We start from the raw sequence: 25782 nt of genomic DNA on the forward strand, positions 1-25782 counted from the left end.
GGATCGCATGAAGGACATGGTCGAAGGCGCAGTGAAGGCGACCCCCTATCTCTGGCCCTGGAACGGGGACCTCCGGCCCGGGAACACCGCGCTCATCGTCATCGACATGCAGACCGATTTCTGCGGCCCCGGCGGCTATGTGGACAAGATGGGCTATGACCTCTCGCTCACGCGGGCGCCCATCGGGCCGATCAAGGCCGTGCTCGCCGCGATGCGCGCCTGGGGCGGGCATGTGTTCCATACGCGGGAGGGGCACCGGCCCGACCTTGCGGACCTGCCCGCCAACAAGCGCTGGCGCTCCCAGCAGATCGGCGCGGGGATCGGGGATGCGGGCCCCTGCGGGCGCATCCTCGTGCGCGGGGAGCCGGGATGGGAGATCATCGAGGAGCTGAGCCCCCTTCCGGGCGAGCCGGTGATCGACAAGCCGGGCAAGGGCAGCTTCTGCGCCACCGACCTCGAACTGATGCTCCGCACGCGGGGCGTCGACAACCTGATCCTGACCGGGATCACCACCGATGTCTGCGTCCACACGACGATGCGGGAGGCGAATGACCGCGGCTTCGAATGCCTTCTTCTGGAGGATTGCTGCGGCGCGACGGACCGGGGGAACCATGACGCGGCGGTGAAGATGGTGACGATGCAGGGCGGCGTCTTCGGCGCGGTCGCCTCCAGCGCGGCGCTGATCGGGGCGATCTCGTGACGCTCGCCGCCGCCACCCGACTCGGCGCGCCGGGGCTGGAGACGGTGGGGCTCACCATGCGCTTCGGCGCCTTCACGGCGCTGGAGGACGTCTCGCTCCGCGTCGCGCCCGGCACGGTCCATGCGCTGCTCGGGGAAAACGGAGCGGGGAAATCGACGCTCGTCAAATGCGTGATGGGCGTGCAGCGGCCGGGCGCGGGGCAGATCATGGTCGGCGGGCGCGAGGTCGAGATCGGCAGCCCGCGGGACGCGCATGCGCTCGGGCTCGGCATGGTCTACCAGCATTTCACGCTGGTGCCCTCGCTGAACGCGGCGGAAAACCTCGTGATCGCGCGGGCGGACGCGCCCTCGGTGATCGACTGGGGGAAGGAGCGCGAGGCGCTCGAAGCCTTCATGGACCGGATGCCCTTCCGCGCGCCGCTCGGGACGCCGGTGGGGCGGTTGGCGGCGGGGGAGCGGCAGCGGCTCGAAATCCTGAAGCAGCTCTATCTCGGGCGGCGCTTCCTCATCCTCGACGAGCCGACCAGCGTGCTGACGCAGGCGGAGGCGGACGAGGCGCTCGGCTATATCCGCGCGCTGGCGGCAGAGGGGCGGATCACGGTGCTGATGATCACCCACAAGTTCCGCGAGGTGGACGCCTTCTGCGACGAGGTGACGGTGCTGCGCCGGGGCCGCCATGCGGGCGGCGGGCGCGCGGGCGATCTCAGCCACGAGGCGATGGCGGAGATGATGATCGGCGCGCCGCCGGCCCGCCCGCCGGCGCGGACCGGGCGCATGCCGGGCGCGGCGGCGCTTTCCGTCGAGGGCGTGCGGGCGCGGGACCGGTCGGGGCTGAAATCCATCGACATTTCCGCGCTGGAGGTCTGCGCCGGGGAGATTGTGGGGATCGCCGGCATCTCCGGCAACGGCCAGATGGAGCTCGTGGAGGCGCTGGCCGGGCAGCGGCCGAAGGAGGCGGGGCGCGTCGTCGTGATGGGCGCGCCCTTCGGCGCGACGCGGGGCGAGGCTTCGGCGCATGGCGTGCGCTGGCTGCCGGAGGAGCCGCTGCGGAACGCCTGCGCGCCCGGCATGTCGGTGGCGGAGAACGTCGCATTCCGCGCCTTCGACGAGGGCGGGCGGTTCTGGCTCTCCCCCTCCCGTCTTCGCCGCGCGGCGGAGCCGCTGGTGAAGGCCTTCAACGTGAAATGCGCCAGCATCGACGCGCCGATCTCCACCCTCTCGGGCGGCAATGTGCAGCGCGCGGCGCTGGCGCGGGAGCTGACGGGGGATGTGCGGCTCCTGATCTGCGCCAACCCGTGTTTCGGGCTCGATTTCGGCGCCGCCGGGGAAATCCGCGCCCGGATCGCTGCGGCGCGGGATGCGGGGGCGGCGGTGCTGCTCATCAGCGAGGATCTCGACGAGATCCTGGACCTCGCGGACCGGGTGCTGGTGATGTCGGAGGGGCGGATCGCCTACGAGGCCGCGGCGGCGGCTGCGGACCGGGCGGAGATCGGCCGGCGCATGGCGGGGAAGCACTGATGCGCGCGCTCCCCTTCGACTTTCCGCTAAAGCGAGAAGCGGTCGCGCTGATCGTGATCGACATGCAGCGGGACTTCATCGAGCCCGGCGGCTTCGGCGCAGCGCTTGGGAACGACGTGACCCGGCTTCAGGCTGCGGTGGAGCCCGCGGCGCGGCTGATCGCCGGGTTCCGCGCGGCGGGGCGCCCGGTGATCCACACGCGGGAATGCCATCGCCCCGACCTTTCGGACTGCCCGCCCGCGAAGCGCCTCCGCGGCGCGCCCTCGCTCCGGATCGGGGACCCGGGCCCGATGGGGCGCATCCTGATCGCGGGCGAGCCCGGCGCGGAGATCGTGCCGGACTGCGCGCCCGCGCCGGGCGAGGCGGTGATCGACAAGCCGGGGAAGGGCGCGTTCTACGCGACCAAACTTTCCGAAATTCTCGAAACTCACGGAATCCGCCAGCTTGTCTTCGCCGGCGTCACGACGGAGGTGTGCGTGCAGACGACGATGCGGGAGGCGAACGACCGCGGCTTCGAGTGCCTCCTCGCGGAGGAGGCGACGGAAAGCTACTTCCCCGAATTCAAGGCGTCGACGCTCGCCATGATCCGCGCGCAGGGCGGGATCGTGGGGTGGACGGCGCCCGTCTCCGACATTCTGGAGGCGCTCGATGGCTGAGCCCTTCGCCCTCCCGGCGCTCCTCTCCGGCGGCTGGCGCGACGTCGCCTTCGGCCCGTTTCGCGAGGGCGTGGAGATCGCGCATCTCGTCGAGGGGGCGCCGGCGCTCGCGCTCCTCCGCTATGCGCCTGGCGCCGCGGTGCCGCGCCACCGGCATCCCGCGCTTGAGACCGTGCTCGTGCTCGAAGGCGCGCAGGAGGACGAGCGCGGGCGCCATGCGGCGGGCGCGCTGATCGTGAACACGCCGGGCTCGATCCATTCCGTTCGCTCGGACGAGGGCTGCGTGGTGCTGATCCAGTGGACCGAACCCGTGGAGATACTTGACTGACCGGCCCGCTCCGAGGCCGGCGAACGACAGGAGAAGGCGATGAACAGACGGAATTTCCTCAAGGCTGGCGGGGCGGCGACGCTCTCCTCCTCCATGCTCCCCTTCCTCCGGGCGCTGCCGGCCTCCGCGGCGGGCGACAGCATCGTGATGGTGATGGGGCAGACGATCAACAGCCTCGACCTGCACCGGACGGGCACGAACCGCCCCTCCTACCAGGTCGCCGTCAACGCCTATGACCGGCTCGTGGGTTTCGGCGTCAAGACGCTGCCGGACGGCTCGCTGAGCTATGACTACGCGACCATCGTGCCGGAAATCGCCGAGAGCTGGTCCTTCTCCGAGGACGGGCTGGTGATCGAGTTCAAGCTGCGGCCCGAGGGCAAGTTCCAGGACGGGACGCCGATCACGGCGCAGGACGTGAAATGGTCCTACGACCGGGCGGTGACGGTCGGCGGCTTCCCGACGACGCAGATGAAGGCGGGCGGGCTCAACTCGCCCGAGCAGTTCGAGGCGGTGGACGACCTGACCTTCCGCGTCACGCTGCTCCAGCCTTCCAAGCTCAGCCTGCCGGACATGGCGGTGCCGGTGCCCTTCATCCTCAACAGCAAGGTCGCGCTGGCGAACGCGACGGCGGAGGACCCCTGGGCGCTGGAGTTCGTTCACCGCAATACGATCGGCTCCGGCCCGTTCAAGGTCACCCGCTGGGACCCGGGCCAGCAGCTCGTCTATGAGCGCAATGACGGCTGGACCTCCGGCCCGCTGCCGGAAATCCAGCGCGTCATCGTCCGCGAGGTGCCGAGCCAGGCGACGCGGCGCGCGCTGATCGAGCGGGGCGACGTGCAGATGAGCTTCGACATCCCGAACAAGGACGCGAAGGAGCTGGAGGGGACCGAGGGGCTGACGATCAACACGACGCCCATCGAGAACGCGATCTATATTCTTGGCACGAACCTCAATTTCGAGCCGTTCAAGGACAAGCGGGTGCGGCAGGCCGTGGCCTGGTCCGTGCCTTACGACGACATCTTCCAGACGGCCGCCTATGGCCGCGGCGTGCCGATGCACGGGGGCAAGTCCTTCACGCCCGAGACCATCGAATGGCCGCAGCCCTTCCCCTATTCGACCGATCTCGACCGGGCGAAGGCGCTGTTGGAGGAGGCCGGGTTCAAGGACGGGTTCGAGGTGCCGTTCTTCATCGACCTCTCGCAGTCCGACTGGATGGAGCCCGCCGCGCTGCTGATCCAGGAGAATCTCGCCAAGATCGGCGTGAAGGCGCCGCTGGAGAAGGTGCCGGGCGCGAACTGGCGCACGGCCTCGCTGGTCGAGAAGCGGCTGCCGCTGCATCTCGAGACGTTCGGCGGCTGGCTCAACTATCCCTGCTACTACTTCTACTGGGCCTATATTGAGGGGAACCTCTTCAATTCGGCGAACTACCGGAACGAGGAGATCGAGGCGATGGTGCCGAAGGCGCTTCACCTCCCGGTCGACGACCCGGAATACATCGCGATGTGCAAGCGCATGATCGAGATCGCCTGGGACGAGGTTCCGCGCATCGCGCTCTGGCAGCCCGCCGTCAACGCCGCCTATCGCGACATGACGGGCTATGAATACTGGTTCCACCGCCAGCCGACGATCCGCGGCTGGAAGCGGGCCTGACGATGGCCGCCGCGCCCGACCCCGCCGCGCAGGCCGGGCGCGGCTTCGCCCTGCCTCCGCGGCTGCGGCTTGTGCTGAAGCGCGTGGCGCTGGCGCTGCCGGCGCTTTTCGGCGTGATCGTCGTCAGCTTCCTCCTGACGCGGGCGCTGCCGGGCGACCCGGCGGCCTATTTCGCCGGGCCGGCGGCGGACGAGGCCTCCATCGCCCAGATCCGCGCGGCTCTGGGGCTCGACAAGAGCCTGCCGGAGCAGTTCCTCGTCTATCTCGGGGACCTGATGCGCCTCGATCTCGGGCGCTCCATCTCCACCGGGCAGCCGGTGGCGGAGGAGCTGGCGCGGCGGCTCCCGGCCTCGCTCGAACTGACGCTGACGGCGCTGACGCTTTCGACGTTGATCGCGGTGCCGCTCGGCATCGCCGCCGCGGCGCGGCAGGGGACATGGGTGGACCATGCCTGCCGGGCGCTGGTGACGGCGGGGGTCTCGCTCCCGACCTTCTTCACCGGGATCGCGCTCGTCTATGTCTTCTACTACCATCTCGGCTGGGCGCCCTCGCCGCTCGGGCGGCTCGATTTCCTCTTTCTGCCGCCGGAGCCGGTGACGGGCTTCTACGTCATCGACGCGGCGCTTGCCGGGGACTGGGAGACGATGCGGGGGGCGCTGGCGCAGCTCGCCCTCCCCGCCATCACGCTCGCGCTCTTCACCCTCGCGCCGCTCGCCCGCATGGCGCGGGCGGCGATGCTGGAGGCGCTTTCCTCGGATTATGTGCGGACGGCGCGCGCGGCGGGGCTGACGCCGGGCAAGGTGCTGTTCGGCGTCGCCTTCTCGAACGCGATGCTGCCCGTGGTGACGACGCTCGGCATGGTGTTCAGCTTCACGCTCGGCGCGAACGTGCTGGTGGAGAAGGTCTTCGCCTGGCCGAGGATCGGCTCCTATGCGGTGGAGGCGCTGGTCGTCTCCGACTATGCCGCCGTGCAGGGCTTCGTGCTGGCGATGGCGGTGCTTTTCGTCCTCCTCAACCTGCTGATCGACGTGATCTACACGCTGATCGACCCCCGGACGAGGAGCGCGTGATGGCCGGCTCCCGCGGATTCCTCTCCCACGCCGCCTATGTCATGCGGGACAATCCGGTGACGGGCTTCGCCTTCGCGATGTTCCTCCTCCTGATCCTCGCGGCGCTCTTCGGCCCGGCGCTCGCGCCGTGGGACCCGCTGGAGACGAACGCCGCCCGCGCGCTCCAGCCGCCGAGCGCGGCGCACTGGTTCGGGACGGACAATCTGGGGCGGGACGTGTTCAGCCGTGTGCTGGTGGCGACGCGGCTGGACCTGATGATCTCCGTCTCCGCCGTCGCGCTCTCCTTCTGCATCGGGTCGGCGATGGGGGCGGCGGCGGGCTATTGGGGCGGGTGGACGGATGCGGTGACGGGGCGGCTGATCGACACGATCATGGCCTTCCCGCTCTTCGTGCTGGCGATGGGCATCGTCGCCGCGCTCGGCAACACGATCGAGAACATCATCTACGCCACGGCGATCATCAACCTGCCCTTCTACGCCCGCGTCGCGCGGGCCGAGGTCTCGATCCGGCGCGAGGCGGGCTTTGCGCAGGCGGCGCGGCTGGCCGGAAACTCGGATGTCCGGGTGCTCGCCTTCCACATCTTCCCGAACGCGCTGCCGCCGATGATGGTGCAGCTTTCGCTCAACATGGGCTGGGCGATCCTGAACGCGGCCGGCCTCTCCTTCATCGGGCTCGGCGTGCGCCCGCCGACGCCGGAATGGGGGATCATGGTGGCCGAGGGGGCGAATTTCATCGTCTCGGGCGAATGGTGGCTGGCGATCTTCCCCGGCCTCGCGCTGATGCTCGCCGTCTTCACCTTCAACCTGCTCGGGGACGGGCTCCGCGACATGGTGGACCCGAGGCGGCGGACATGAGCGAGTTCCTGGAGATCGACGATCTTCATGTGGAGTTCGCGACCCGCCGCGGGCTCGTGAAGGCGGTGAGGGGCGTCTCCTTCTCGCTGAAGCGGGGGGAGGTGCTGGGCGTCGTCGGCGAGTCGGGTTCGGGCAAGTCCGTCACCTCCTATGCGCTGATGCGGATCCTCGACCGGGGCGGGCGGATCGCGGAGGGGCGGCTCCGCTATGGCGGCGTCGATCTCCGCGCGGCGACGGACCGGGAGATGGCGGGGCTTCGCGGGCGGGAGATCGGGATGATCTTCCAGAACCCCCGCGCCGCGCTCAACCCGATCAGGAAGGTCGGGCGGCAGATCGAGGACGTGTTGGTCCGCCACGGCCGGGCGACACGGCAGGATGCGAAGGCGAAGGCGGTCGCCGCGCTGGCGGCTGTCGAGATACGGAACCCGGAGGGGCGGTACCACGCCTATCCGTTCGAGCTGTCGGGGGGCATGTGCCAGCGCGTCGTCATCGCGCTCGCCCTCGCCTGCGACCCGCGGCTCCTGATCGCGGACGAGCCGACGACGGGGCTCGACGTCACGACGCAGAAGGCGGTGATGGACCTTGTGGCGGATCTCGTGCGGAAGCGGGGGATGAGCGCGATCCTCATCACGCACGATCTCGGCCTCGCCGCCGCCTATTGCGACCGGGTGGCGGTGATGAAGGACGGCGAGGTGGTGGAGACGGCGGAGGCCGGCGCCGTCTTCTCCCGCCCCGGCCACGCCTATACGGCGAAGCTGATGAAGGCGACGGCGCGGCCGGGCGTCGGGCTCCGCGACCTTCTGCCGGAGCCCGCGCCGGAAGCGGCGCGGCCGGCCCTCGGCGCGCCGATCCTCCGCGTCGAAGGATTGGAGAAGACCTTTCCCGGCGGCGTTCGCGCGGTGAAGGGCGTGAGTTTCGCGCTGCGGGAGGGGGAGAGCCTCGGGCTGGTCGGGGAATCGGGCTGCGGCAAGTCCACCACGTCCTCGATGATCATGCGGCTCCTCGACCCGACCGCGGGGCGCATCCTCTTCGAGGGGCGGGACCTGGCGGAGAGCCCCGCCGCCGGCTTCGCGCGCGACCCGCTCCGCGGCGCGATCCAGATGGTGTTCCAGGATGCGGGGGATAGCCTCAACCCGCGCTTCACCGCGCGCCGGGCGATCATGGACCCGCTGCTGCGGCTCACCCCGCTCGGGCGGCGGGAACGGGCGGAGAAGGTGGAGGCGCTGGCGGCGGAGGTCGGGCTCCCTGCGGCGCTGCTCGACCGGTTCCCGCACCAGCTTTCCGGCGGGCAGAAGGCGCGCGTCGGCATCGCCCGGGCGCTGGCGACCGGGCCGCGGCTCCTGATCCTCGACGAGCCGACGGCGGCGCTCGACGTTTCGATCCAGGCGGTGGTGCTCAACCTCCTCGCTGATTTGCGGGCGCGGTTCGGCATGTCATACCTCTTCGTCAGCCATGACCTGCATGTCGTGCGGCTGCTCTGCGACCGGGTGATCGTGATGAAGGACGGCGAGATCGTGGAGGAGGGCGCGGCGGAGGCGGTGATGGAGCGGCCCGCCCACCCCTATACCCGCGCGCTGATCGACGCCGCGCCGCTGCCGCCCGAAATCGCCGCGCCCGCGCGCGCGGCGGAATGAACAAGAAGAAACGGAGACGAGGACATGCGCGACGTGAGTTTCGACCGGGAGAGCCTTTTCGCCTTCTACCGGGCGGGGGGCGACCCGGCCGCCGTGCTGCGGGAGGCGCATCGCCGCCTTGAGGACGCCGCCGACCCGGGCGTGTTCATCGACCTGACGCCGCTTGCGGATGTCGAGGCCGAGGCGCGCGCGCTGCCGCCCTTCGACCCGGAGCGCTTCCCGCTCTGGGGCCTGCCCTTCGCGGTGAAGGACAATATAGACGTGGCCGGGCGCCCCACCACCGCGGCGTGCCCGGATTTCGCCTACACGCCGGAGCGGGACGCCTTCGTGGTCGCCCGGCTCCGCGCGGCGGGGGCGATCCCGCTCGGCAAGGCCAATCTGGACCAGTTCGCGACCGGGCTCGTCGGGCTCCGCACGCCCTATCCCGCGCCGCGAAACGCGCTCCATGACGATCTGCCGCCCGGCGGCTCCTCCTCCGGCTCGGCGGTGGCGGTGGCGCGGGGGATCGCGACCTTCTCGCTCGGCTCGGACACGGCGGGCTCGGGCCGGGTGCCGGCGGGGCTCAACAACATCGTCGGGCTGAAGCCCTCGCTCGGCGCCCTCTCCGCGACCGGGACGGTTCCGGCCTGCCGGACGCTCGACACGATATCGATCTTCGCGCTGGCGGTCGCGGATGCATGGGCGGCGTTCGAGGTCGCGGCGGCGCATGATCCGGCGGACGCCTTCTCGAAGGACCGGCCCGCCGCCGGCTTCGGCGCGGTTCCGCCCGGACTCCGGATCGGGATTCCGTCGCCGGAGACGATCCGCTTTTCCGGCGACGCGGCGCAGGCGGTGAGCTTCGCCGGCGCGGTCGGGGCGTTGCGCGGGCTCGGGGCGGAGATCGAGGAGGTCGACTTCACGCCCTTCTTCGAGGTGGCGGCGCTGCTCTATGAGGGCGCATGGGTCGCGGAGCGGCTTTCGGTCGTGCAGGAATTCCGCGCGGCGCATCCCGGCGCGCTCCATCCCGTCACCGAGGCGATCATCGGCGGGGCGGAGCGGCTTTCCGCCGTGGACGCCTTTCGCGGCCTCTATCGCCTCGCGGAACTGCGCCGGGCGGTGGAGCCCTTGCTCGCCGGGCTCGACGCGCTCGCCGTGCCGACGGCGCCGACCTGGCACGATCTGGCGGCCTTCGAGGCGGACCCGATCAAGCCGAACAGCGATTTCGGGACCTACACCAACTTCGTGAATCTGCTCGACCTGTGTGGGATCGCGGTTCCGACCGGCTTTCGCGCCGACGGGCGGCCGGGCTCCGTCACGCTCCTCGCCCGCGCGGGGCTGGACGGGTTGACGGCGAGCCTCGCCGCCGCGCTCCATGAGGCGAGCGGGGCGACTCTGGGCGCGACCGCGGCGCGCGCTCCGGCGGCGCCGAAGGCCCCGGCGCAGCCGGGGCTGGGGGAGACGGCGCTGCTCGTCGTCGGCGCGCACATGACGGGGATGCCGCTGGAGGGCCAGATGCGCGAACACGGCGCCCGCCCGCTCGGCCCGGTGACGACGGCGCCCGCCTACCGGCTACACGCCCTGCCGGGCGAGCCGCCGCGGCCCGGCCTTCTCCGCGTCGCCTCTGGCGGCGCCGCGGTTGCCGGGGAGGTCTGGGCGATGCCGGAGGCGGAGATCGGCCCTTTCCTCGCCCGGATTCCCGCTCCGCTCGGCTTCGGCCGCGTGACGCTTTCGGACGGGCGCGTGGTGCTCGGCTTCCTCGCGGAGGCGGCGGGCTGCGCCGGGGCGGAGGATGTGACGCGGTTCGGCGGCTGGCGGGCCTGGATCGCGGAGCGAAGCCGCAGCGGCGCGGCCTGAGCGAAGCCCGCGCCTCCCCGACGCTGCGGCTGCATGCGAGAGATTGCGGCAATCCGGTCGCGTCGCGCTACAATCCCGGCAAGGAGCCGCCGCGCCGACCCGAATCCGGGGCGAAAGGAGCGGCCCGCGGGAGGGAGGCAAAACGATGATACGGCGGATTCTCGTTCCGGTCGGCGGCGACAGCGTCTGGCGCTCCGTGCTCGAACATGCGGCGACGATCGCGCGCCGCCACGGGGCGCATGTGATCGTCGTCCATTGCCGGACGCGGCCCGAGGAGCTGATGCCCTACAGCGTTCCGCTCCCCGCCTTCGCGCGCGAGACGCTCCGGAAACAGGCCGCGGAGCTGGCCGACCAGCAGGAGCGCGCGCTGCGCGAGGAGCTGCACGGCGTGGCCGCCGGCCTCGGCCTGAAGGAGACGGATGCGCCGGACGGGCGGGAGGCCTCCATCGAGCTCGTCGACGAGTTCGGGAGCATCGGCGATATCGTGAAGCATAACGGGCGGCTCGCCGACCTCATCGTCGTCGCGAAGCCGGACCGGGACCGGAATGTCGGCTCGAACGCGCTGAAATCGGCGATCTTTCTGACCGGGCGGCCCGTGCTGATGTGCGCGCGCGCGGGCGACGCCGACCCGAACCTCGGAAAGCGCATCGCGATCGGCTGGAACGGCTCGCTCGAGGCGGCGCGGGCCGTGGCGGCGACGCTCGACCTCGCCGCCGCCGCCGAGGCGGTGACGATCCTGACGGCGGGGAAGGGCGAGCTCCACGGGCCGCCGGCCGAGGAACTCGCCGCCTATTATCGACTCCGCGGCGTGAGCGCCGAGATCCGGCGCTTCGAGGTGAGGCATCCGGGGGCGGCGCTGCTTGAGAATACCGTCGCCGCCGGGGCGAGCCTTCTGGTGATGGGCGCTTACGGCCAGAGCCACGAACGCGAGACGCTTTTCGGCGGAAACACGCAATACGTGGTCGACAAAGCCGAAATCCCCGTCGTTATGGCGCATTGAAAGAAAATTTCTCGGCGCAACAAAATATCCCTTGAAGGGAGGCTTGAGAAATATAGTTAGCCTCCGCACAAGACCCGCCCGCCGCGAACGGCGAGGCGGGCGCGGTGCGATAGAGGAGGAAGCGCCATGACGATTTCGAAACGCGGTTTTCTGGCACTGGCCTGCGCAGCGACGCTCGCGGCGGCCCCGATCCACGCCTTCGCGGCCGACTGGCAGCCGCGCAAGCCCATCGACTTCGTCATCATGGCCGGCGCGGGCGGCGGAGCGGACCAGATCGCGCGCTTCATCCAGTCCGTCGCGGAGAAGAAGGGCCTGACCCGGCGCCCGCTCGTTCCGAACAACAAGGGCGGCGGCTCCGGCGCCGAGGCGCTGATCCATCTCACGACGGTCAACGACCCCGATCACACGATCCTCGTGACGCTCAACTCCTTCTTCACCACGCCGATCCGGCAGGAGAATCTCGGCATCGACATCATGACCTTCACGCCGGTCGCGATGATGGGCGTCGACCCGTTCGTGCTCTGGGTGCACAAGGATTCGGGGATCACGACGGTCGACCAGTTCGTCGAGACCGCGAAGTCGATGAACGGCGAGTACGTGATGGGCGGGACGGGATCCGGCCAGGAGGATTCCATCGTCATCGCCTACATGTCGGACGCTTTCGGCATCGACGTGAAATACATCCCCTATGACGGCGGCGGGGCCGTGGCGAAGGACCTCGCGGGCAAGCAGATCATGGCGACGGTGAACAACCCGGCCGAGGCCAAGGGCTTCTACGAGGCGGGGGATTTCGTGCCGCTGCTCGCCTTTTCCGACGAGCGCATGGCGGCCTATCCCGACGTGCCGACGATCAAGGAGCTCGGCCACGACTTCTCCTACTACAACCAGCGGGCCGTGGTCGGCGCGCCGGGCATGTCGGATGAGGCGGCGGCCTATTACCGCGATCTCTTCACCCAGATCTACGAGAGCGAGGAATGGCAGGGCTATCTCGCCTCCGAGAGCCTCTCGCCGCTCTGGATGAACGCCGAGGAGCAGGCGACCTACTGGACGAAGCAGGTCGAGACCCACAGGAAGCTCCTCGCGGCGCTCGGCGGCTGAGCCGGAGCCCAAGGCGACGAAGCCTCCGAGGGGGAAGAGCGGGATGCGCATCGGCGAAATCGTGACGGCGGGCGTGCTCGCGCTCTTCTCGCTCTACCTCATGTGGAAGAGCGCCGAGTTGCCCGTCGGCTACATCGCGGGGACGGGGCCGGGGGGCGGGGCCTGGCCGTTCTGGCTTTCCGGGATCATGCTCGTCTGCTGCGGCTGCATCGCCTTCAACTGGTGGCGGCGGACGAGCCCGCCCTCGCGATCCGAGGAGCCGGTGCTGAGCCAGAGCGGCTGGCGCATGCTGCTCTTCGTGGGCGGCGGCATTATCGGCTTCGTCGCGCTCATCGAGGTCATCTCGATGTACGGGGCGCTGGCGGTCTTCCTTTTCTACTACACGCGCTTTCTCGGGCGGCATTCGCTCGCGCTCAGCCTCTCGCTCGCGCTGATCGCGCCGGTGGCTCTCTTCTTCTTCTTCGAGGGGGCGATGCGGATCAGCATGCCGACGGGGATGCCGTTCACGGACCCGGTCTTCAATGTCCTCTACGAACTGATCTACTGACCCGCGCCCTCGCGCCCGCAGCAAAGACGAGACCAGATGGACGTCTTCCTTCTCCTGTCGGATGGCATGTTGCTGGCGCTCCAGCCGCTCAACCTCGCCCTGATCCTGATCGGCGTCTCGGTCGGCCTCTTCATCGGGGCGATGCCGGGGCTCGGCTCGGTCAACGGCGTGGCGATCCTCCTGCCGATCACCTTTCTCGTGCCGCCGACCGGGGCGATCATCTTCCTCGCCGCGATCTATTACGGGGCGATGTATGGCGGCGCGATCTCCTCGGTGGCGCTGGGCATACCCGGCGCCTCGACCGCCGTGGCGACGACCTTCGACGGGCGGCCGCTCGCGCGGCAGGGGCGGGCGAGCCTCGCGCTCGTCACCGCGGCGCTCGCCTCCTTCGTGGGCGGGACGATCGCGAACGTGCTCTTCACGCTCTTCGCGCCGCTTCTCGCCGGCGTCGCGCTCTCCTTCGGGCCGCCGGAGATCTTCGCGCTGATGCTCCTCGCCTTCGCGACCTTCGTCGGCCTCGGCGGAGACGACATCCCGAAGACGATCTTCTCGATCTGCTTCGGGCTCGTGATCGGGGCCATCGGCTTCGACCAGATTTCCGGCGCGCCGCGGCTCGTGCTCTTCGACATGTCGGATTTCCTGAAGGGGATCGGCTTTCTCGTGCTCGCCATCGGGGTCTACGGCATCGGCGAGATGCTCTGGACCATCGAGCAGACGCGCGGCGAGGTCGAGAGGACCAATCCGAAGATGACGGTGAGAGGCATGGCCGCCGACGCGAAGGAGGCGACGAAGCGCGGCTGGAAGGGGAGCCTGATCGGCTCCTTCCTCGGCTTCTTCGTCGGCGTCCTGCCCGCCGCCGGCGCGACGCCGGGCTCGCTCATGGCCTATGGCGTCGCCAAGATGGTCTCCCGCAAGCCGGAGGAATACGGAAGGGGGACGCCGGACGGCGTCGCCGCGCCCGAGGCGGCGAACAACGCGGCCTCCACCGGCTCGATGCTGCCGATGCTGACGCTCGGCATCCCCGGCTCGCCGACGACCGCGATCCTCCTCGGCGGGATGGTGATCTGGGGCCTCGTGCCCGGGCCGCGGCTCTTCGCGGAGGAGACGGAGTTCGTCTGGGGCCTGATCGGCTCCTTCTATGTCTCGAACCTCGCCGCGCTGCTCATCAACCTCGCCTTCATTCCGCTCTTCATCTGGATGCTGCGGATGCCCTTCACGATCCTCGCGCCGATGATCTTCGTGCTTTCCATCGTCGGGGGCTACGCCGCGACGCGGAGCATGTTCGACCTCTGGCTGATGATCGCCTTCGGGATCGGGGCCTTCTTCCTCCGGCGGTTCGACTATCCGCTCGCGCCCGCGGTGCTCGCCATCGTGCTCGGCCCGATCGCGGAGCCGACGCTCCGCCAGTCTCTCCTTCTTTCCTCGGGCGATCCTTCGATCTTCTTCACCCGGCCCATCGCGGGGCCGATCACGGTGATTGCGCTGATCCTGATCTTCCTCCCTGCGCTGAAGCTGCTGCGCCGCGGGGGGCGACGGCGGGCCGCCGGATAGTGCGGGGTCCCGGCTTCGCCCTTCCGGCGCCGACGCCCCGGGCCGGCGACGGAAAGCTCGTCGCGGTGGTCGCGCAGAGAGTCGAGTGACCGCGCCCGACCGCGACGGGGCGCGCAGTCGCGCAACTGTCCCGCCGGCGCTGCCGATGCTCGGCCCTCGCGGCGGCTTCGGGACTCAGCGCGCGCGGGTCAGGAAGTCCGCGAGGGAGCGCTGGCCGATCGGCTTCGCGATCAGCTTCAGCCCGTTCCGGGAGCACTCCGCCCGGACTTCGGGAGAGGGGCTCGCCGTGATGATGGCGGCGGGCGCATCGCCATGCTCCGCGCGGATCGCCGCGATCGTCTCGACGCCCCGCTCGCCGCCGGAAAGGCTGTAGTCCACAAGAAGCGCATCCGGGCTCACCCCCGTCTCCGCGAGAAGGGCGAGGGCTTCGGACCCGCTGCGCGCCTCGAACACGGAGGCGCCCCAGGACTCGAGCTGGAGCGCGAGCGCCGCGGAGAGCTCCACATTGTCCTCGACGACCAGAACGAGAAGGCCGCCCGGGGCCGCCATCGCGGGCTCGCGCAGCGCCTCCCGCTCCGGCGCGCAGGAGGCGAGGGGCGCCTCCACCGAGAAACACGAACCGCGGCCGACCTCCGAGCGGAGCGCGAGCCGGTGGCCGAGCAGGGCGCAGGCCCGCTCCACGATCGTGAGGCCGAGCCCGAGCCCCTGCGCCGCGTCGCCGCCCCCTTCGAGCCGGTGGAACTCCCGGAAGATGTCGGTCCGCCTCGATTCGGGGATGCCGGGCCCCGTGTCCCGGACCTCCACGCGAACGGCGCCGCCCCGCCGCCTCACGCCGACGAGGACGCCCCCTTCCTGCGTGTAGCGAACGGCGTTCGCGAGGAGATTCTGGATGATCCGGCGCATGTAGGTCGGATCGGTGTTCACGACCGCATCGGTCGGCAGGATGCGCAGGTCGAGCCCCTTCGCGCGCGCTGCAGGGGCGAACTCGTCCTTCAGCCGCGCGAGGAGCGGGCCGAGCGGCGTCGGCTCCCGCTTCAGCTCCGCCTTGCCGGAATCGAGGCGCGAGATGTCGAGCAGCGCGCCGAGGATGCTCTCGACGCTGTCGAGCGCGTTGGCGGCGCGGGAGGCGGCCTTCGCCGCGCGCGGGTCCAGCGGGGAGGCTTCGAGCGCGGAGATGAAGAGCTTGGCCGCGGAGAGCGGCTGGAGAAGGTCATGGCTGGCCGCGGCGACGAAGCGCGACTTGGTCTCGTTCGCCCGCTCCGCCTCGTTGACCGCCGCTTCGAGCTCCAGCGTCCGTTCCTGGACGGCCCGCTCCAGATCCTCGTTCGCGCGGGACAGCGCGTTCACCGCGCGCCGTTCCGCCGTCGCGTCGGTGAAGGACATGAGGAAGCCGCGATCGGGCGTCTCCGCGGTGAAGACGGCGAGAATGAGGTCTTGCCCGAGGCGGAGATCGAAGCTCAGCGGCGCGCGCGGCGAGGGCGCGTCGACCCAGGCGCGCACGTCCCGGCCGCTGAAGCCCGGATCGAACGCGGCGCCGCGCTCGATATGGTCGCAGAGCGCGTTGAAGGGCGCGCCGATGTGGACGAGCCGCATCGGCGGGGTGAGAAGCTCCCCGAGCCTCCGGTTCCAGCCCACCAGCCGCGCCCCGGAATCGAAGATGGCGACGCCCTGATTGATGTGGTTCAGCGTCGCGCGCACCATCTGCGCCTGATCCTCAAGGAGCTTGGCGCGCTCGGCCCGCTCGATCCGGATCATGTCTGTCACGTCGGTCTGGAGAACGGCGGCGCCGCCGTCGGGCGTTCTGTGCTCGGAGACCTGAAGCCATGCGCCGGAACGGAGCGGCACGGTGAAGATCGCATGTTCCCGCTCGTGCAGGCGGCGGCGCCGGTCCGCCCAGCCGGCGGCGCCGCCCGCCCGCCCGGAATCGAGCCCTTCGGAGCGGCTGACGGCCTCGATATAGGCGTCGAAGGTCATGCCGACATGGAGGCGATCCCAGACGTCGGGCAGGGCGCCGCAGAACCGGCTGTTGAACATCACGAGCCGTTCGTCAGGCCCGAACAGCGCGAAGCCTTCCTCCACCGCCTCCAGCGCGTTGGAGAGGTCCGCCCGCGCCCGCCGCTCCGAACCCATCGCCTCCGACAGGCGGGCGTTCGATTCGTTGAGGAGCTCCAGCGTCTTCTCCAGATCCCGCGTGCGCTGGCGCACCTCCTCCTCCAGCAGGATCGCGCGCTGGAAATGCGCGTAGCCGGCGCCCTGTTCGTCGGTCGCCTGCTCGACCCGCCGCATGAGCGCGTCGGTGATCGCAAGGAGCTTGTCGACGTTCCGCGCCGGCCCGTCTTCCGGATTGAGCAGGGAGGAGGTCACGCCTTCATGCCTTCGGGAGGGTAGATGGCGAGGCCGGTCAGCGTCTGGTTCACATGGGCGCCGCCGAACTGCTCGCCATAGGTGTTGAAGCCGACGACGCGCCGCCGCGCCAGCGCGCGGGAGACGGCGGCGACAGCCTGCTTCTGTTCCGCCTCCACCCGGCGGAGGATGCAGTCGCAAGCGAGGATCGCCGCAGGCTCGCCCTCCTCCGCCAGCGCGGCGAATTCGCGTTCGAGATGCGAGGCGATGTCGGTCGGCTCCGCAAGGGTGAGGACGAGCCCCTCGTCGATGGCGGAGAAGAAGACAAGGTCGCCGTTGGGGGCGACCTGGCGGATGGCGCGCACATGATGCTGCCCGCCGATCCGGACGAGCACGGGGTGCGCCGCAAAGATGAAGGGGGAAAGCTGCTCCGGATCCTTGCCGAGGAGGCGCGCATATTCGCGGGCCGCGGGCTCCGCGTTGATCTCCCGCACCACGCGGCGGGCCGGGTCAGCGGAGGTGACCACCATGCGGGTCGCCGCCGGCTTCAGGTGGTCGAGCCGGAAAGTGCGGAGCCGGCAGCGCGTGCGGATCAGGGTGAGAACGGCGGCGTTGTTGCGGACATAGCCCCCCGCCATCACGGCGGTATGGCGGAAGGAGAGCCCGTCGCCCGCCGATCCGCCGAAGAAGGGGGTCGGGCCGAGTGCGGCGGAGAGCCCTGCGGCGAGCGCCTCCTCCTTCATCGAGAGACCGTCCACCAGAAGGAAGGCGCATTCCTCCGTCCAGTCCGGCCGGCGGAGGGCGAGCGCGGCGCGCGCGCGCAGGGCGGCGGCGGCGACATCCTGCCGGTCGAGCGCGCCGAGATCGGGGATCAGCATCGTCTCCGCCTCGAAATCCCGCGCCGGAAAGCCGACGGCGACGACCGCGCCGCTCATGTAGCCCTCCGGCCCGATCTCCCCGGCCGTTGTGCAGCCGACCAGTTTCGCCTCCGGCCGGGCCACGCGCATGGCGGCGGCGATGCGGTCGAAATCGCCGACAGGAGACACGAAGAGCGTGACGAGCGCGAGAGGGCCGGGCCCGAGCGCCGCGTCGAGCGCAGACGCCGCCGCCGCGGCGTCGCCCGCAGGAGCGTAGGCCGTGCGCACCAACGCCGCCGCTGTCGCGCCGAAAGGCGCGTCCTCCCCGTCCATCAGCGCCTCCCCTTGTTTTCTTTCGGGAAGATTACGCCTCGCGTCCTCCGCCGCGCAACAATTCCGTGAAGTTCGCGCAGGAGGCGAGCAGGACGGCCTGGGTCCGGCTCTGCACGCCGAGCTTGCGGAGGATCGCCGTCATGTGCGCCTTCACCGTCGTCTCGGCGATGCTGAGCTCGTAGGCGATCTGCTTGTTGAGCTTTCCGGCGCAGACGAGTTCGAGGATCCGGGCCTGTTGCAGCGTGAGGGCGCTCAGGCGGTCCACCGCATCCGCCGCATCGGCGCGGGGCTGGTCCTTCCCGAGATGGGCGCAGGTTTCGGGGAGATAGATCTCGCCCGCCGCGACCGCGTTCAGCGCGTCGCGGAAGCGCTCCGTCCGGCTGTGTTTCGGCACGAAGCCGGCCGCCCCGGCGCGGATCGCGAGGCTCACGATCCCGTCATCCGCCATCGAGGACACGACGAGGACCGGCGCGCCCGGCGCGGCGCGCTTCAGGCGGATCAGGCCGTCGAGGCCGTTGACGTCCGGCAGGTTGAGATCGAGGAGGATCACGTCGGGCTCGGGCCCGGCTTCGAGAAGGGCGAGCGCCTCCGAGAGCCGCTCCGCCGTGACGATGTCGGAGACGCCGACGCCCGCCTGGAGGGTCATCGTCAGCGCCTCGCAGAAGAGCGGGTGGTCGTCGATGACGAGCGCGGAGCGGAGGGTCGCGGGGCGCCTCGGTGAAGTCCTGTCCCGGCTCTCGATCATTCCGGCGCTCCGCCTTTGGGCGAGCCGCATGGCGCGGCCCGGCAGGGGAGGCGGCGCGCCGCGGCGCGCCGCCCGTCTCTCATTCGACCTTGGCGAGCTGCCTCGGCAGCTTGAAGGTCCAGAGCGTGCCGCCCTGGTTGAGATAGTTCACCTTCTTCGCGACCTCCCCGCCCCAGAGCGGCACCGCGCCGCCCCAGCCGGAGATGACGGAGACGTATTGCTCGCCGTCCTGCTCCCAGGTGACGGGCTGGCCGACGATGCCGGAGCCGGTCTGGAAGGACCAGAGCACCTCGCCCGTCTCGTCGTCGAGCGCCAGGAACTCGCCTTCCGGCGTCCCGAAGAAGACGAGGCCGCCGGCGGTCGTCATCACGCCGCTCCAGAGCGGCGCGTCATTCTTGTATTCCCAGACGATGGAGCCGGTATCCGGGTCGACCGCCTTCAGGGAGCCGATATGGTCCTCGTAGAGCGGCTTGATGGTGAAGCCGGCGCCGAGATAGGCCGCGCCCTTCTTGTAGGTGATCGGCTCGTTCCAGATGTCCATGCCCCATTCGTTCGAGGGCACGTAGAAGTTGCCGGTCTTCTGGCTGAAGGCCATCGGCATCCAGTTCTTGCCGCCGAGGAAGGACGGCGCGGCGAAGATCGTCTCGCCCTTCGCCCCGTCGGCCGCCGCCGCCGGGTCGCCCGGGCGGTTCTCCTCGACGAAGATCGGCCGGCCGTTCTCGTCGAGCCCCGTCGCCCAGGAAATGTCCTTCACGAAGGGGAAGCCGCGGACGAACTTCCCGTCCTCCCGGTTCAGGACGTAGAAGAACCCGTTCCGGTCGGCGGTCGCGTAGCGCTTGTTCCCCTCGCGGTCGACATAGGCGACGACCTCGTTGACGCCGTCATAATCCCAGCCTTCGCGCGGCGTGGTCTGGAAATGCCACTTGATCTCCCCGGTCTTCGGGTCGATCCCGATCCGGGAAGCGGCGTAGAGGTTGTCGCCGGCATTCCCTTCGGTCGGCGTTCCGGCGTTGCGGAGCCAGCTGTTCCAGGGCGCGGGATTGCCGGCGCCGACGACGATGGTGTCCGTGTCCGCGTCATAGGAGCCGCCGAGCCAGGTCGCGCCGCCGCCCGTCTTCCACATGTCTCCGGGCCAGGTCGCGTTCAGCGTGCCCGTCATGGTCGAGGGCTGGCCGTTGAGCGTGCCCATATGGCCTTCGATCACGGGGCGGGTCCAGACCAGCTCGCCCGTTTCCGCGTCGCGCGCCTGCACCTCGCCGACGATGCCGAACTCGCCGCCGGAATTGCCGGTGACGACCAGCCCGTCGACGATCATCGGCGCGGCGGTGTAGCTGTAGCCGGCCTTGTAGTCGGCGATCTGCTTGCGCCAGACGACGTCTCCGGTCTTCGCGTTCAGCGCGACGATGCGCGCGTCGAGCGTGCCGAAATAGACCTTGTCGCCATAGAGCGCCGCGCCGCGGTTCACCACGTCGCAACAGGGCAGGATGCCCTCCGGCAGGCGGGCGTCGTATTGCCAGACTTCCTTGCCGGTCGCCACGTCGATGGCGTAGAGCCGCGAATAGGAGCCGGTGATGAACATCAGCCCGTCATGGATGAGCGGCTGCGTCTCCTGCCCGCGCTGCTTCTCCCCGCCGAGCGAGAAGGCCCAGGCCGGGAAAAGGTTCTTGACGTTCGACTTGTTGAGCGTCTCGAGCGGGCTGTAGCGCTGGAGATGCCGGCCCATGCCGTTGGTGACGATCTGGTTGGTGATCGTCGCGTCGTTGGCGATGTCAGCCTCGGTCACACCCGCAGCCTGCGCCGCGCCTGCGGCGAGGAGCGCGCCGAGCGCCGCTCCCATCAATCTGACCATGTTCTTCCTCCCGTTGCGGCCCTCTGGGCCTTTCTCCGACCGTCGCATCATCGCGCGGCGGAGGGGCGGGCGAAATTGGCCATAGGTCGTAACGGGGGCGAGCCCTACATCACCGGCGCATACTTCCAGTTGTCCGCGTCGGGCGTCACCTCGTCGAGGTCATAGCCCGCGCCCCGCAGCCTCAGCGCGGAGTCGAGCCCGGCCTCCGCCGCCCGGTCCACCAGCGCGCGGCCGGCTGCATCGTCCCGCGCGACGCCGCGGCCGCGCATGAGGTCGAGCCCGTAGTTGAACATGCCGACAGGATCCCCCGCCTCGGCCGCGCGCCGGTCCCATTCGGCGGCGCGGTCCGGGTCCTCCGGCCCGCCGAGGCCGTTGTCGTCAAGCTGGCTCATCCAGGTCATGGCCCCGGTGTAGCCGGCGGCGGCGCAGGCCTCGAACACCGTCCGCGCCTGCCCGTGGCGGCCGGACTTGGTGATGAGATAGCCGGCGGCGCACGTAGTCATGGAGGTCTCTCCGCGCGCGGCGCGGTCGAGAACGGAGCCGAGCGTCAGCTCCTCGGGGTTCAGCGTCCCCCCGCCATCCTCTTCCGCAAGGGCGGGCAGGGCGGCGGCGACAAGACCTGCGGCGAGCATGAGGCGCATCGTGCATCTCCCCTCCGGCGACGCGGCGCGCCGCCGCGCGTCATTCGATCGTGATCGCGAGCGTCTGAAGGTCGCCGCTCGATCCCGGCACCTTGAGATAATACGATCCGGGCTTGATGGCGAGGAATCCGAGCTCCATCGTTCCCGCCTCGTCGAACTCGAAGCTGTCGACGCCGAGCGGGCGGATCTCGATCCCCTCGATCACGATCTCGTCGATCCAGATCGCGCGGAAGAATTCCGGGCCGACGAGCGCAAGCTCCGCGGCCCCGTCCGATTCGATCTCGATCTCGTAATAGACGCCGGATTTCAGCGTCAGCGGCGCCGCGGCGAGCGGCTCCCCCGGCGAGAGCATGATCGGCGGCAGCTCCTCCTTGTTCTTGGAGGAGAGGATGCCGGCGAGGCCGAAGCCGTCATCATCGTCCGCCAGAGCGGGAGCGGCGGCGAGGGCGAATGCGGCGAGCGCGGCTGCGAGATGTCTCATGGGCTTTCCTCCGGGCCTTTTCATTGTTCTTGCGTCAGGGACGGGTCGCCGCGCCCCAGGGGAAGCGGCCGACCTTGACGGACTTCAGCGGCTCCCGCGAGGCGACGTCGATCACCGTCACGTCTCCGGAGACGCCGTTGGTGCTGAAGAGCTGCGTCCCGTCCGCGGAGAAGGCGAGGTGCCAGACCCGGCGGCCGACGAGGATGTAGTCCTCCACCTCCAGCGTCTCCGTGTTCACGGCGGCGACATGGTTCGCAGGGCCGAGGGCGACGAAGGCCGTCTTCCCGTCGGGCGAGAACTTGAAGCCGACGGGCTGGATCTTGTCGGGATGGACGCCCGGCATCTCGAACCGGACCTTGCCGACCTCCGACTTGTCCGTCGTGTTGAAGATGGTGAGCGTCCCGCCGATCTCGGACGAGACCCAGAGCTGCGAATCGTCCGCCGTGAACTCGGCGTGGCGGGGGCGGGAATCGACGAGGGTGTTGGCGACGATGGATTGCGCGGCCGTGTCGATCCAGTGCGCCATGTTCGTCGTCTCGGAGGTGACGATGGCGTAGCGCCCGTCATGGGAGACGGCCATGCCTTCCGGCTCGATCCCGACATCGATCTGCGCGACGACCTGCCTTGTCTCCACATCCACCACGGTCGCGAGCGCGTCGTCTTCGTTGGCGATGTAGAGATGCCGGTTGTCGGGATGCAGCGCGAACTGTTCCGGGTCCTCCCCCGAGGGCAGCTCATGGAGGATTTCGCCGGTCTCGGGGTCCATCACCTGCACCGTGTCGCTGTCGGAGGCGCAGATGTAGACCCGGGTGTAATCCTTCGAGAAGATGATGCCGCGCGGGCGCTTTCCCACGGGAATCGTGCGCGTCACCTCCAGCGTCTCCGCGTCGATGACGGAAATGGTGTCGTCCTTCTCGTTGGAGATCCATATCTCCCCGGCCGCCCATGCGGTCGAAGGGAGGGCGCAGGCGAGGGCGAGGGCGGCGAGCCTTCCGGCGGGTCGTCTCATCTCTGTCTCCTTCAGTTCGCGAATGCGGCGCAGGCGCTTTCCGGCTCGTCGAGGCCGAGCGTGTCCATCTCGGACCGCTGGTGGAGGAAGCCCTCCACAGGCGCGAGCGCGACGAGCGCGTGCGGGTGGACGAGCGGGATCGGCTGGCGCGCCTGCCCGTTCCAGGCCCGGAAGCCGAGCGCGCGGCCCTTGAACCCGTCGAGCCGGAATTCGTCCGAGAGGAGGAAGGCGCGGAGGGTGGCGGGCTCCGCGGCCCCGGTCCGGGTGACCGCCTCGCCGATGGCGCGGACGGCGAGCCAGGCGGCGTAGTCCTCCGAGCGCATATCCCGCGCATAGGCGGCCTCGAACCGGTTCTGGAGCTGGACCGCCCCCCATTGCTCCAGCGCGCCTGACCAGGTGACGGGCGCGAGCCCGTCGGAGCCGGCGACGGGCCGCGGGGACCATGTGTTGTAGAGGATGTATTGCCCGAACCCGTCCGTCTCGTCCGCGACGAGGAGCACGTCATACTCCCCGAGGCCCTGCGTCAGCAGCGGGACCTCGCCGGAGGCGGAGCGGCGAAGGTCGGTGTCGTAGCTCCAGGCCGCCTCCGCGCCGATCTCGAGGCCGAATTTCGCCGCCGAACGGCGGAGCGCCTCCCCGAAGGCCATGTCCGCCGGTTCCGGCCCGACGATCAGGGCGAGATCGGTCCAGCGCTTCCAGGTCAGGAACTGCATCAGCGCGTCGGCCCGCTCGTCATGGCCGGCGATGGTGTGGAGGAGGTTCGCGCGGCATTCCGCGTCGCGGAGCGCCCGCTCCGGCGCGGCGGCGTTGAAGAGGACGGCTCCGGCCGCCTCCGGCAGGTCCGCGATGGCGAGCAGCGCCTCCGCCGGCGCGTTGAGGATCAGGAACGGAGCCCGCGCCAGCGCCTCGCGCGCCGCCGGCAGCGGGTCCTCCCCCGGCTCGACATATACGGATTCGAGCGAATACTTGTGGCCGAGGAAGCGCCCGGTCGTCGCATTGTCCTTCTGCGCCAGCTCCGCGCCGGCGCGCGCGAGGTCTTCCGGAACCGGATCGAGGTTGGAGAGGGTCGGCGGCCGCTCCACCCCGACCTCGAAGTAGACCGCCGGAATGTCGAGCTCCGCCGCGAGCACGGATGAGTGGATGGACGCCGCCGCGACTAGGGCGGCGAACGCGCGGGGCAGGGGCATGTCTCCTCCGGTCGTCTTTTGGGAGAGTGTAAACGCATTTCACTCGCCTTCGCCATAGACTTTGGCGCCATCCGTTTCGCCGCGATCCTGCCGAAAGGTCGGATTTCGCGGCGGCGGCGGAGCGGCTATCCCCGGATCAACAGATCAGGGAGAAAGCCATGACGCATCGACCCGGCATCAGCCTCGCCGCCCTCTTCGCCGCCCTCCTCGCCGCCGGGCCCGCCCTGCCGCATGGCGACGTCGCCCCGCAGCCGGTGAACACCGACGCGCTGCCGGATGTGGGCGAGGAATGGCTCACCGAAAACCCCTATCGCGACGCGGGAGAGGACGTCTGGCGGAAGGCGGTGGAGATCGGCGACTCGGGCTACAACCAGAATTGCGCGCGCTGCCACGGGCTCGGCGGCGTCTCCGGCGGGCTCGCGCCCGATCTCCGTTATCTGGAGGCGGAGGAATACGGCGACGAATGGTACGCCGAGCGCTTTCGCGACGGCTATACGCAGAACGGGACGACGAAGATGCCCGCCTTCGGCGAGCTTCTCGGCCAGAAGGCGGCCTGGGCCATCCGCACCTATGTCGAGACGCGGCCGGACGACGGCGCGCTCGACGCGCATGCGGACCGGCTGAAGGAGATCCGCGACGCGCTCGCCTCGGGCGAGGCCGATGCGGAGGCGCTCCGCGAGGAACTCGCGGCCATCGCAGCCGAGGTGGAGACGGCGTCCGGCGCCCCGGTGGCGGACAGCGCGGCCTTCCGCGCCGCGGCCTTCTTGCAGCGGGACGGCGCCGCGGGCTTCCACGCGGCGGCGGAGGCGCTGACCATCGGTCTCTCGGCGGCGCATTGACGATGCGCTCCGGCCTCCTCGCCGCGCTGGTCGTCGCCTTCGCGCTGCCGGCGGCGGCGCAGGCGCCGCGCTGCGCCGATCACGTTCCCGGCGAGAGGCCGCAGAACACGGCGCGCGAATACGTCGGGGACGATCTCGACCGGATCACCGAGCGCGGCTGGATCGAATTCGCCGCCTACGAGGCCTATCCGCCCTGGTCCTGGGAGGAGGGCGGGCGCGCCCATGGCGTCGATGTGGAGATCGGCCGGCTGATCGCGGAGTCGCTCGGCGTCGAGGCGCGGTTCCGCTTCGTCGCGGCGGGGGAGACGCTGGAGGCGGATCTGCGGAACTGGGTCTGGAAGGGACCGGTCGTCGGCGGGCGGGTCGCCAACGTGATGCTGCACGTACCCTATGACAGCGCCTTCGCCTGCCGGGTGGAGCAGGTCGTCTTCACCGGTCAGGCCTATGCCGAGGAGATCGCCATCGCCTACCGGGAGGACGCCTATCCGGACGATCCGCCCCTGCCCGCCTATTTCCGCTTCGATGCGGTGGCGGTGGAGAACGACACGATCGCCGACTTCTATCTCACGGGCCTCGCGGGCGGCCAGCTTGCCGCGCAGGTCCGCCGCTTTCCTTCCATGCAGGCGGCGATGGAAGCCCTGAACGCGGGGGAGACGAAGGCCGCGATGGGGCCGCGGGCGGAGCTGGAGCATTTCGCCGGGCCGGGCGTGAAGGTGCATCAGCCGCCGCTGCCCGGCTTCTCCCGCGGGCGCTGGACGCTCGGGATCGCGGTCCATCACAGCCATCGCCCGCTCGCCTATTCGGCGGACTACGCGATCGAGGAGGCGCTGGCGGACGGGCGGATCGCGGCGATCTTCGCGGAATACGGACTCACCTGGAGCGCGCCGGAGCGGTGACGCCTCCTCATTTGGTCGAATGGCGGGCAGGGCGCCCGCCACCTAGGGTTAACGGGGAAGGAAGTCGCCATGCAGCTATCTGGCACGAGATTGATCGCGGCTGACCGTTTGGCGGTTTGGTCTGCGCTGAACGACCCTGAGGTTTTGCGGGCGTGCATTCCTGG

At 70.1% G+C, this 25782-nt stretch carries 23 protein-coding genes; 15 read left to right on the forward strand and 8 right to left on the reverse strand.

Annotated elements, in window-relative coordinates; all coding sequences use genetic code 11:
• Window positions 1-7: 7 nt before the first annotated feature.
• The 13 genes from ACE37J_RS20845 to ACE37J_RS20905 all read left to right on the forward strand — a co-directional run bounded on the left by ACE37J_RS20845 (window position 8) and on the right by ACE37J_RS20905 (window position 14438).
• Complete coding sequence (locus tag ACE37J_RS20845; RefSeq protein ID WP_409715381.1) at window positions 8-700, forward strand: cysteine hydrolase family protein; 693 nt, start codon at window positions 8-10, stop codon at window positions 698-700.
• Window positions 697-2217 carry an ABC transporter ATP-binding protein gene (locus ACE37J_RS20850; RefSeq protein WP_409715384.1) on the forward strand — a complete coding sequence of 507 codons (1521 nt, stop codon included), beginning with the start codon at window positions 697-699 and terminating at the stop codon, window positions 2215-2217. The genes ACE37J_RS20845 and ACE37J_RS20850 overlap by 4 nt, the downstream gene beginning before the upstream one ends.
• Window positions 2217-2873 carry a cysteine hydrolase family protein gene (locus ACE37J_RS20855; protein ID WP_409715387.1) on the forward strand — a complete coding sequence of 219 codons (657 nt, stop codon included), beginning with the start codon at window positions 2217-2219 and terminating at the stop codon, window positions 2871-2873. The genes ACE37J_RS20850 and ACE37J_RS20855 overlap by 1 nt, the downstream gene beginning before the upstream one ends.
• Window positions 2866-3201 carry a cupin domain-containing protein gene (locus ACE37J_RS20860; protein ID WP_409715389.1) on the forward strand — a complete coding sequence of 112 codons (336 nt, stop codon included), beginning with the start codon at window positions 2866-2868 and terminating at the stop codon, window positions 3199-3201. The genes ACE37J_RS20855 and ACE37J_RS20860 overlap by 8 nt, the downstream gene beginning before the upstream one ends.
• A gap of 39 nt (window positions 3202-3240) precedes the next feature.
• Window positions 3241-4851, forward strand: a complete 1611-nt coding sequence (locus ACE37J_RS20865; RefSeq protein WP_409715392.1) for an ABC transporter substrate-binding protein — start codon at window positions 3241-3243, stop codon at window positions 4849-4851.
• Window positions 4852-4853: 2 nt separating this feature from the next.
• Window positions 4854-5921: an ABC transporter permease gene (locus ACE37J_RS20870; RefSeq protein WP_409715395.1), complete on the forward strand. Its 1068-nt coding sequence runs from the start codon at window positions 4854-4856 to the stop codon at window positions 5919-5921.
• On the forward strand, window positions 5921-6775 hold the full coding sequence (locus ACE37J_RS20875; RefSeq protein WP_409715398.1) for an ABC transporter permease: 855 nt from the start codon (window positions 5921-5923) through the stop codon (window positions 6773-6775). The genes ACE37J_RS20870 and ACE37J_RS20875 overlap by 1 nt, the downstream gene beginning before the upstream one ends.
• Window positions 6772-8409, forward strand: a complete 1638-nt coding sequence (locus ACE37J_RS20880; protein WP_409715401.1) for a dipeptide ABC transporter ATP-binding protein — start codon at window positions 6772-6774, stop codon at window positions 8407-8409. Before ACE37J_RS20875 ends, ACE37J_RS20880 begins: the two co-directional genes overlap by 4 nt.
• Window positions 8410-8433: 24 nt before the next feature.
• Window positions 8434-10242, forward strand: coding sequence for an allophanate hydrolase (gene atzF, locus ACE37J_RS20885; RefSeq protein WP_409715404.1), 1809 nt, complete (start codon window positions 8434-8436; stop codon window positions 10240-10242).
• A 145-nt stretch (window positions 10243-10387) separates the two neighbouring features.
• Window positions 10388-11242: a universal stress protein gene (locus ACE37J_RS20890; protein ID WP_409715407.1), complete on the forward strand. Its 855-nt coding sequence runs from the start codon at window positions 10388-10390 to the stop codon at window positions 11240-11242.
• A gap of 126 nt (window positions 11243-11368) precedes the next feature.
• Window positions 11369-12340, forward strand: coding sequence for a Bug family tripartite tricarboxylate transporter substrate binding protein (locus ACE37J_RS20895; RefSeq protein WP_409715410.1), 972 nt, complete (start codon window positions 11369-11371; stop codon window positions 12338-12340).
• A 43-nt stretch (window positions 12341-12383) separates the two neighbouring features.
• Window positions 12384-12887, forward strand: a complete 504-nt coding sequence (locus ACE37J_RS20900; RefSeq protein WP_409715413.1) for a tripartite tricarboxylate transporter TctB family protein — start codon at window positions 12384-12386, stop codon at window positions 12885-12887.
• A gap of 36 nt (window positions 12888-12923) precedes the next feature.
• Window positions 12924-14438 carry a tripartite tricarboxylate transporter permease gene (locus tag ACE37J_RS20905; RefSeq protein WP_409715416.1) on the forward strand — a complete coding sequence of 505 codons (1515 nt, stop codon included), beginning with the start codon at window positions 12924-12926 and terminating at the stop codon, window positions 14436-14438.
• Between the two features lie 174 nt (window positions 14439-14612).
• Here ACE37J_RS20905 and ACE37J_RS20910 read toward each other — a convergent pair whose 3' ends face one another.
• From ACE37J_RS20910 to ACE37J_RS20945, 8 genes are all read right to left on the reverse strand, one after another.
• Window positions 14613-16802: a PAS-domain containing protein gene (locus ACE37J_RS20910; RefSeq protein WP_409715418.1), complete on the reverse strand. Its 2190-nt coding sequence runs from the start codon at window positions 16800-16802 to the stop codon at window positions 14613-14615.
• On the reverse strand, window positions 16799-17971 hold the full coding sequence (locus tag ACE37J_RS20915) for an FIST N-terminal domain-containing protein (protein WP_409715421.1): 1173 nt from the start codon (window positions 17969-17971) through the stop codon (window positions 16799-16801). The genes ACE37J_RS20910 and ACE37J_RS20915 overlap by 4 nt, the downstream gene beginning before the upstream one ends.
• A 31-nt stretch (window positions 17972-18002) precedes the next feature.
• Window positions 18003-18716: a response regulator gene (locus ACE37J_RS20920; RefSeq protein ID WP_409715423.1), complete on the reverse strand. Its 714-nt coding sequence runs from the start codon at window positions 18714-18716 to the stop codon at window positions 18003-18005.
• A 79-nt stretch (window positions 18717-18795) separates the two neighbouring features.
• A complete protein-coding gene (locus ACE37J_RS20925) occupies window positions 18796-20565 on the reverse strand; it encodes a PQQ-dependent methanol/ethanol family dehydrogenase (RefSeq protein WP_409715426.1) in 1770 nt (589 codons plus the stop codon).
• Between the two features lie 104 nt (window positions 20566-20669).
• Window positions 20670-21206: a tetratricopeptide repeat protein gene (locus ACE37J_RS20930; protein WP_409715429.1), complete on the reverse strand. Its 537-nt coding sequence runs from the start codon at window positions 21204-21206 to the stop codon at window positions 20670-20672.
• A gap of 40 nt (window positions 21207-21246) precedes the next feature.
• Entirely contained in the window at window positions 21247-21687 is a 441-nt protein-coding gene (locus ACE37J_RS20935) for a hypothetical protein (protein ID WP_409715432.1), read from the reverse strand.
• 34 nt (window positions 21688-21721) lie between these two features.
• The gene (locus ACE37J_RS20940) at window positions 21722-22696 is read right to left on the reverse strand and encodes a YVTN family beta-propeller repeat protein (protein ID WP_409715435.1); all 975 of its coding nucleotides are present in this window, start codon (window positions 22694-22696) and stop codon (window positions 21722-21724) included.
• An 11-nt stretch (window positions 22697-22707) separates the two neighbouring features.
• Window positions 22708-23883, reverse strand: a complete 1176-nt coding sequence (locus ACE37J_RS20945; RefSeq protein ID WP_409715439.1) for an ABC transporter substrate-binding protein — start codon at window positions 23881-23883, stop codon at window positions 22708-22710.
• A 158-nt stretch (window positions 23884-24041) separates the two neighbouring features.
• Between ACE37J_RS20945 and pedF the strand changes: the two genes are divergently transcribed.
• Complete coding sequence (gene pedF / locus ACE37J_RS20950) at window positions 24042-24722, forward strand: cytochrome c-550 PedF (protein ID WP_409715443.1); 681 nt, start codon at window positions 24042-24044, stop codon at window positions 24720-24722.
• A 2-nt stretch (window positions 24723-24724) separates the two neighbouring features.
• A complete protein-coding gene (locus ACE37J_RS20955; protein WP_409715446.1) occupies window positions 24725-25618 on the forward strand; it encodes a substrate-binding periplasmic protein in 894 nt (297 codons plus the stop codon).
• Window positions 25619-25782: the final 164 nt, after the last annotated feature.

It is taken from the genome of Pikeienuella sp. (genome assembly GCF_046290545.1).
Classification (GTDB): domain Bacteria; phylum Pseudomonadota; class Alphaproteobacteria; order Rhodobacterales; family Rhodobacteraceae; genus Pikeienuella.

Excerpts from the sequence above, each read along its gene's own strand:
- ACE37J_RS20905 (WP_409715416.1), top strand. The coding sequence starts at position 12,924 with ATGGACGTCTTCCTTCTCCTGTCGGATGGCATGTTGCTGGCGCTCCAG.
- ACE37J_RS20865 (WP_409715392.1), top strand. The coding sequence starts at position 3,241 with ATGAACAGACGGAATTTCCTCAAGGCTGGCGGGGCGGCGACGCTCTCC.
- ACE37J_RS20875 (WP_409715398.1), top strand. The coding sequence starts at position 5,921 with ATGGCCGGCTCCCGCGGATTCCTCTCCCACGCCGCCTATGTCATGCGG.
- ACE37J_RS20925 (WP_409715426.1), bottom strand. The coding sequence starts at position 20,565 with ATGGTCAGATTGATGGGAGCGGCGCTCGGCGCGCTCCTCGCCGCAGGC.
- ACE37J_RS20895 (WP_409715410.1), top strand. The coding sequence starts at position 11,369 with ATGACGATTTCGAAACGCGGTTTTCTGGCACTGGCCTGCGCAGCGACG.
- ACE37J_RS20860 (WP_409715389.1), top strand. The coding sequence starts at position 2,866 with ATGGCTGAGCCCTTCGCCCTCCCGGCGCTCCTCTCCGGCGGCTGGCGC.
- pedF (WP_409715443.1), top strand. The coding sequence starts at position 24,042 with ATGACGCATCGACCCGGCATCAGCCTCGCCGCCCTCTTCGCCGCCCTC.
- ACE37J_RS20870 (WP_409715395.1), top strand. The coding sequence starts at position 4,854 with ATGGCCGCCGCGCCCGACCCCGCCGCGCAGGCCGGGCGCGGCTTCGCC.
- ACE37J_RS20880 (WP_409715401.1), top strand. The coding sequence starts at position 6,772 with ATGAGCGAGTTCCTGGAGATCGACGATCTTCATGTGGAGTTCGCGACC.
- atzF (WP_409715404.1), top strand. The coding sequence starts at position 8,434 with ATGCGCGACGTGAGTTTCGACCGGGAGAGCCTTTTCGCCTTCTACCGG.
- ACE37J_RS20890 (WP_409715407.1), top strand. The coding sequence starts at position 10,388 with ATGATACGGCGGATTCTCGTTCCGGTCGGCGGCGACAGCGTCTGGCGC.
- ACE37J_RS20920 (WP_409715423.1), bottom strand. The coding sequence starts at position 18,716 with ATGATCGAGAGCCGGGACAGGACTTCACCGAGGCGCCCCGCGACCCTC.
- ACE37J_RS20955 (WP_409715446.1), top strand. The coding sequence starts at position 24,725 with ATGCGCTCCGGCCTCCTCGCCGCGCTGGTCGTCGCCTTCGCGCTGCCG.
- ACE37J_RS20855 (WP_409715387.1), top strand. The coding sequence starts at position 2,217 with ATGCGCGCGCTCCCCTTCGACTTTCCGCTAAAGCGAGAAGCGGTCGCG.
- ACE37J_RS20935 (WP_409715432.1), bottom strand. The coding sequence starts at position 21,687 with ATGAGACATCTCGCAGCCGCGCTCGCCGCATTCGCCCTCGCCGCCGCT.
- ACE37J_RS20930 (WP_409715429.1), bottom strand. The coding sequence starts at position 21,206 with ATGCGCCTCATGCTCGCCGCAGGTCTTGTCGCCGCCGCCCTGCCCGCC.
- ACE37J_RS20915 (WP_409715421.1), bottom strand. The coding sequence starts at position 17,971 with ATGGACGGGGAGGACGCGCCTTTCGGCGCGACAGCGGCGGCGTTGGTG.
- ACE37J_RS20845 (WP_409715381.1), top strand. The coding sequence starts at position 8 with ATGAAGGACATGGTCGAAGGCGCAGTGAAGGCGACCCCCTATCTCTGG.
- ACE37J_RS20945 (WP_409715439.1), bottom strand. The coding sequence starts at position 23,883 with ATGCCCCTGCCCCGCGCGTTCGCCGCCCTAGTCGCGGCGGCGTCCATC.
- ACE37J_RS20900 (WP_409715413.1), top strand. The coding sequence starts at position 12,384 with ATGCGCATCGGCGAAATCGTGACGGCGGGCGTGCTCGCGCTCTTCTCG.
- ACE37J_RS20940 (WP_409715435.1), bottom strand. The coding sequence starts at position 22,696 with ATGAGACGACCCGCCGGAAGGCTCGCCGCCCTCGCCCTCGCCTGCGCC.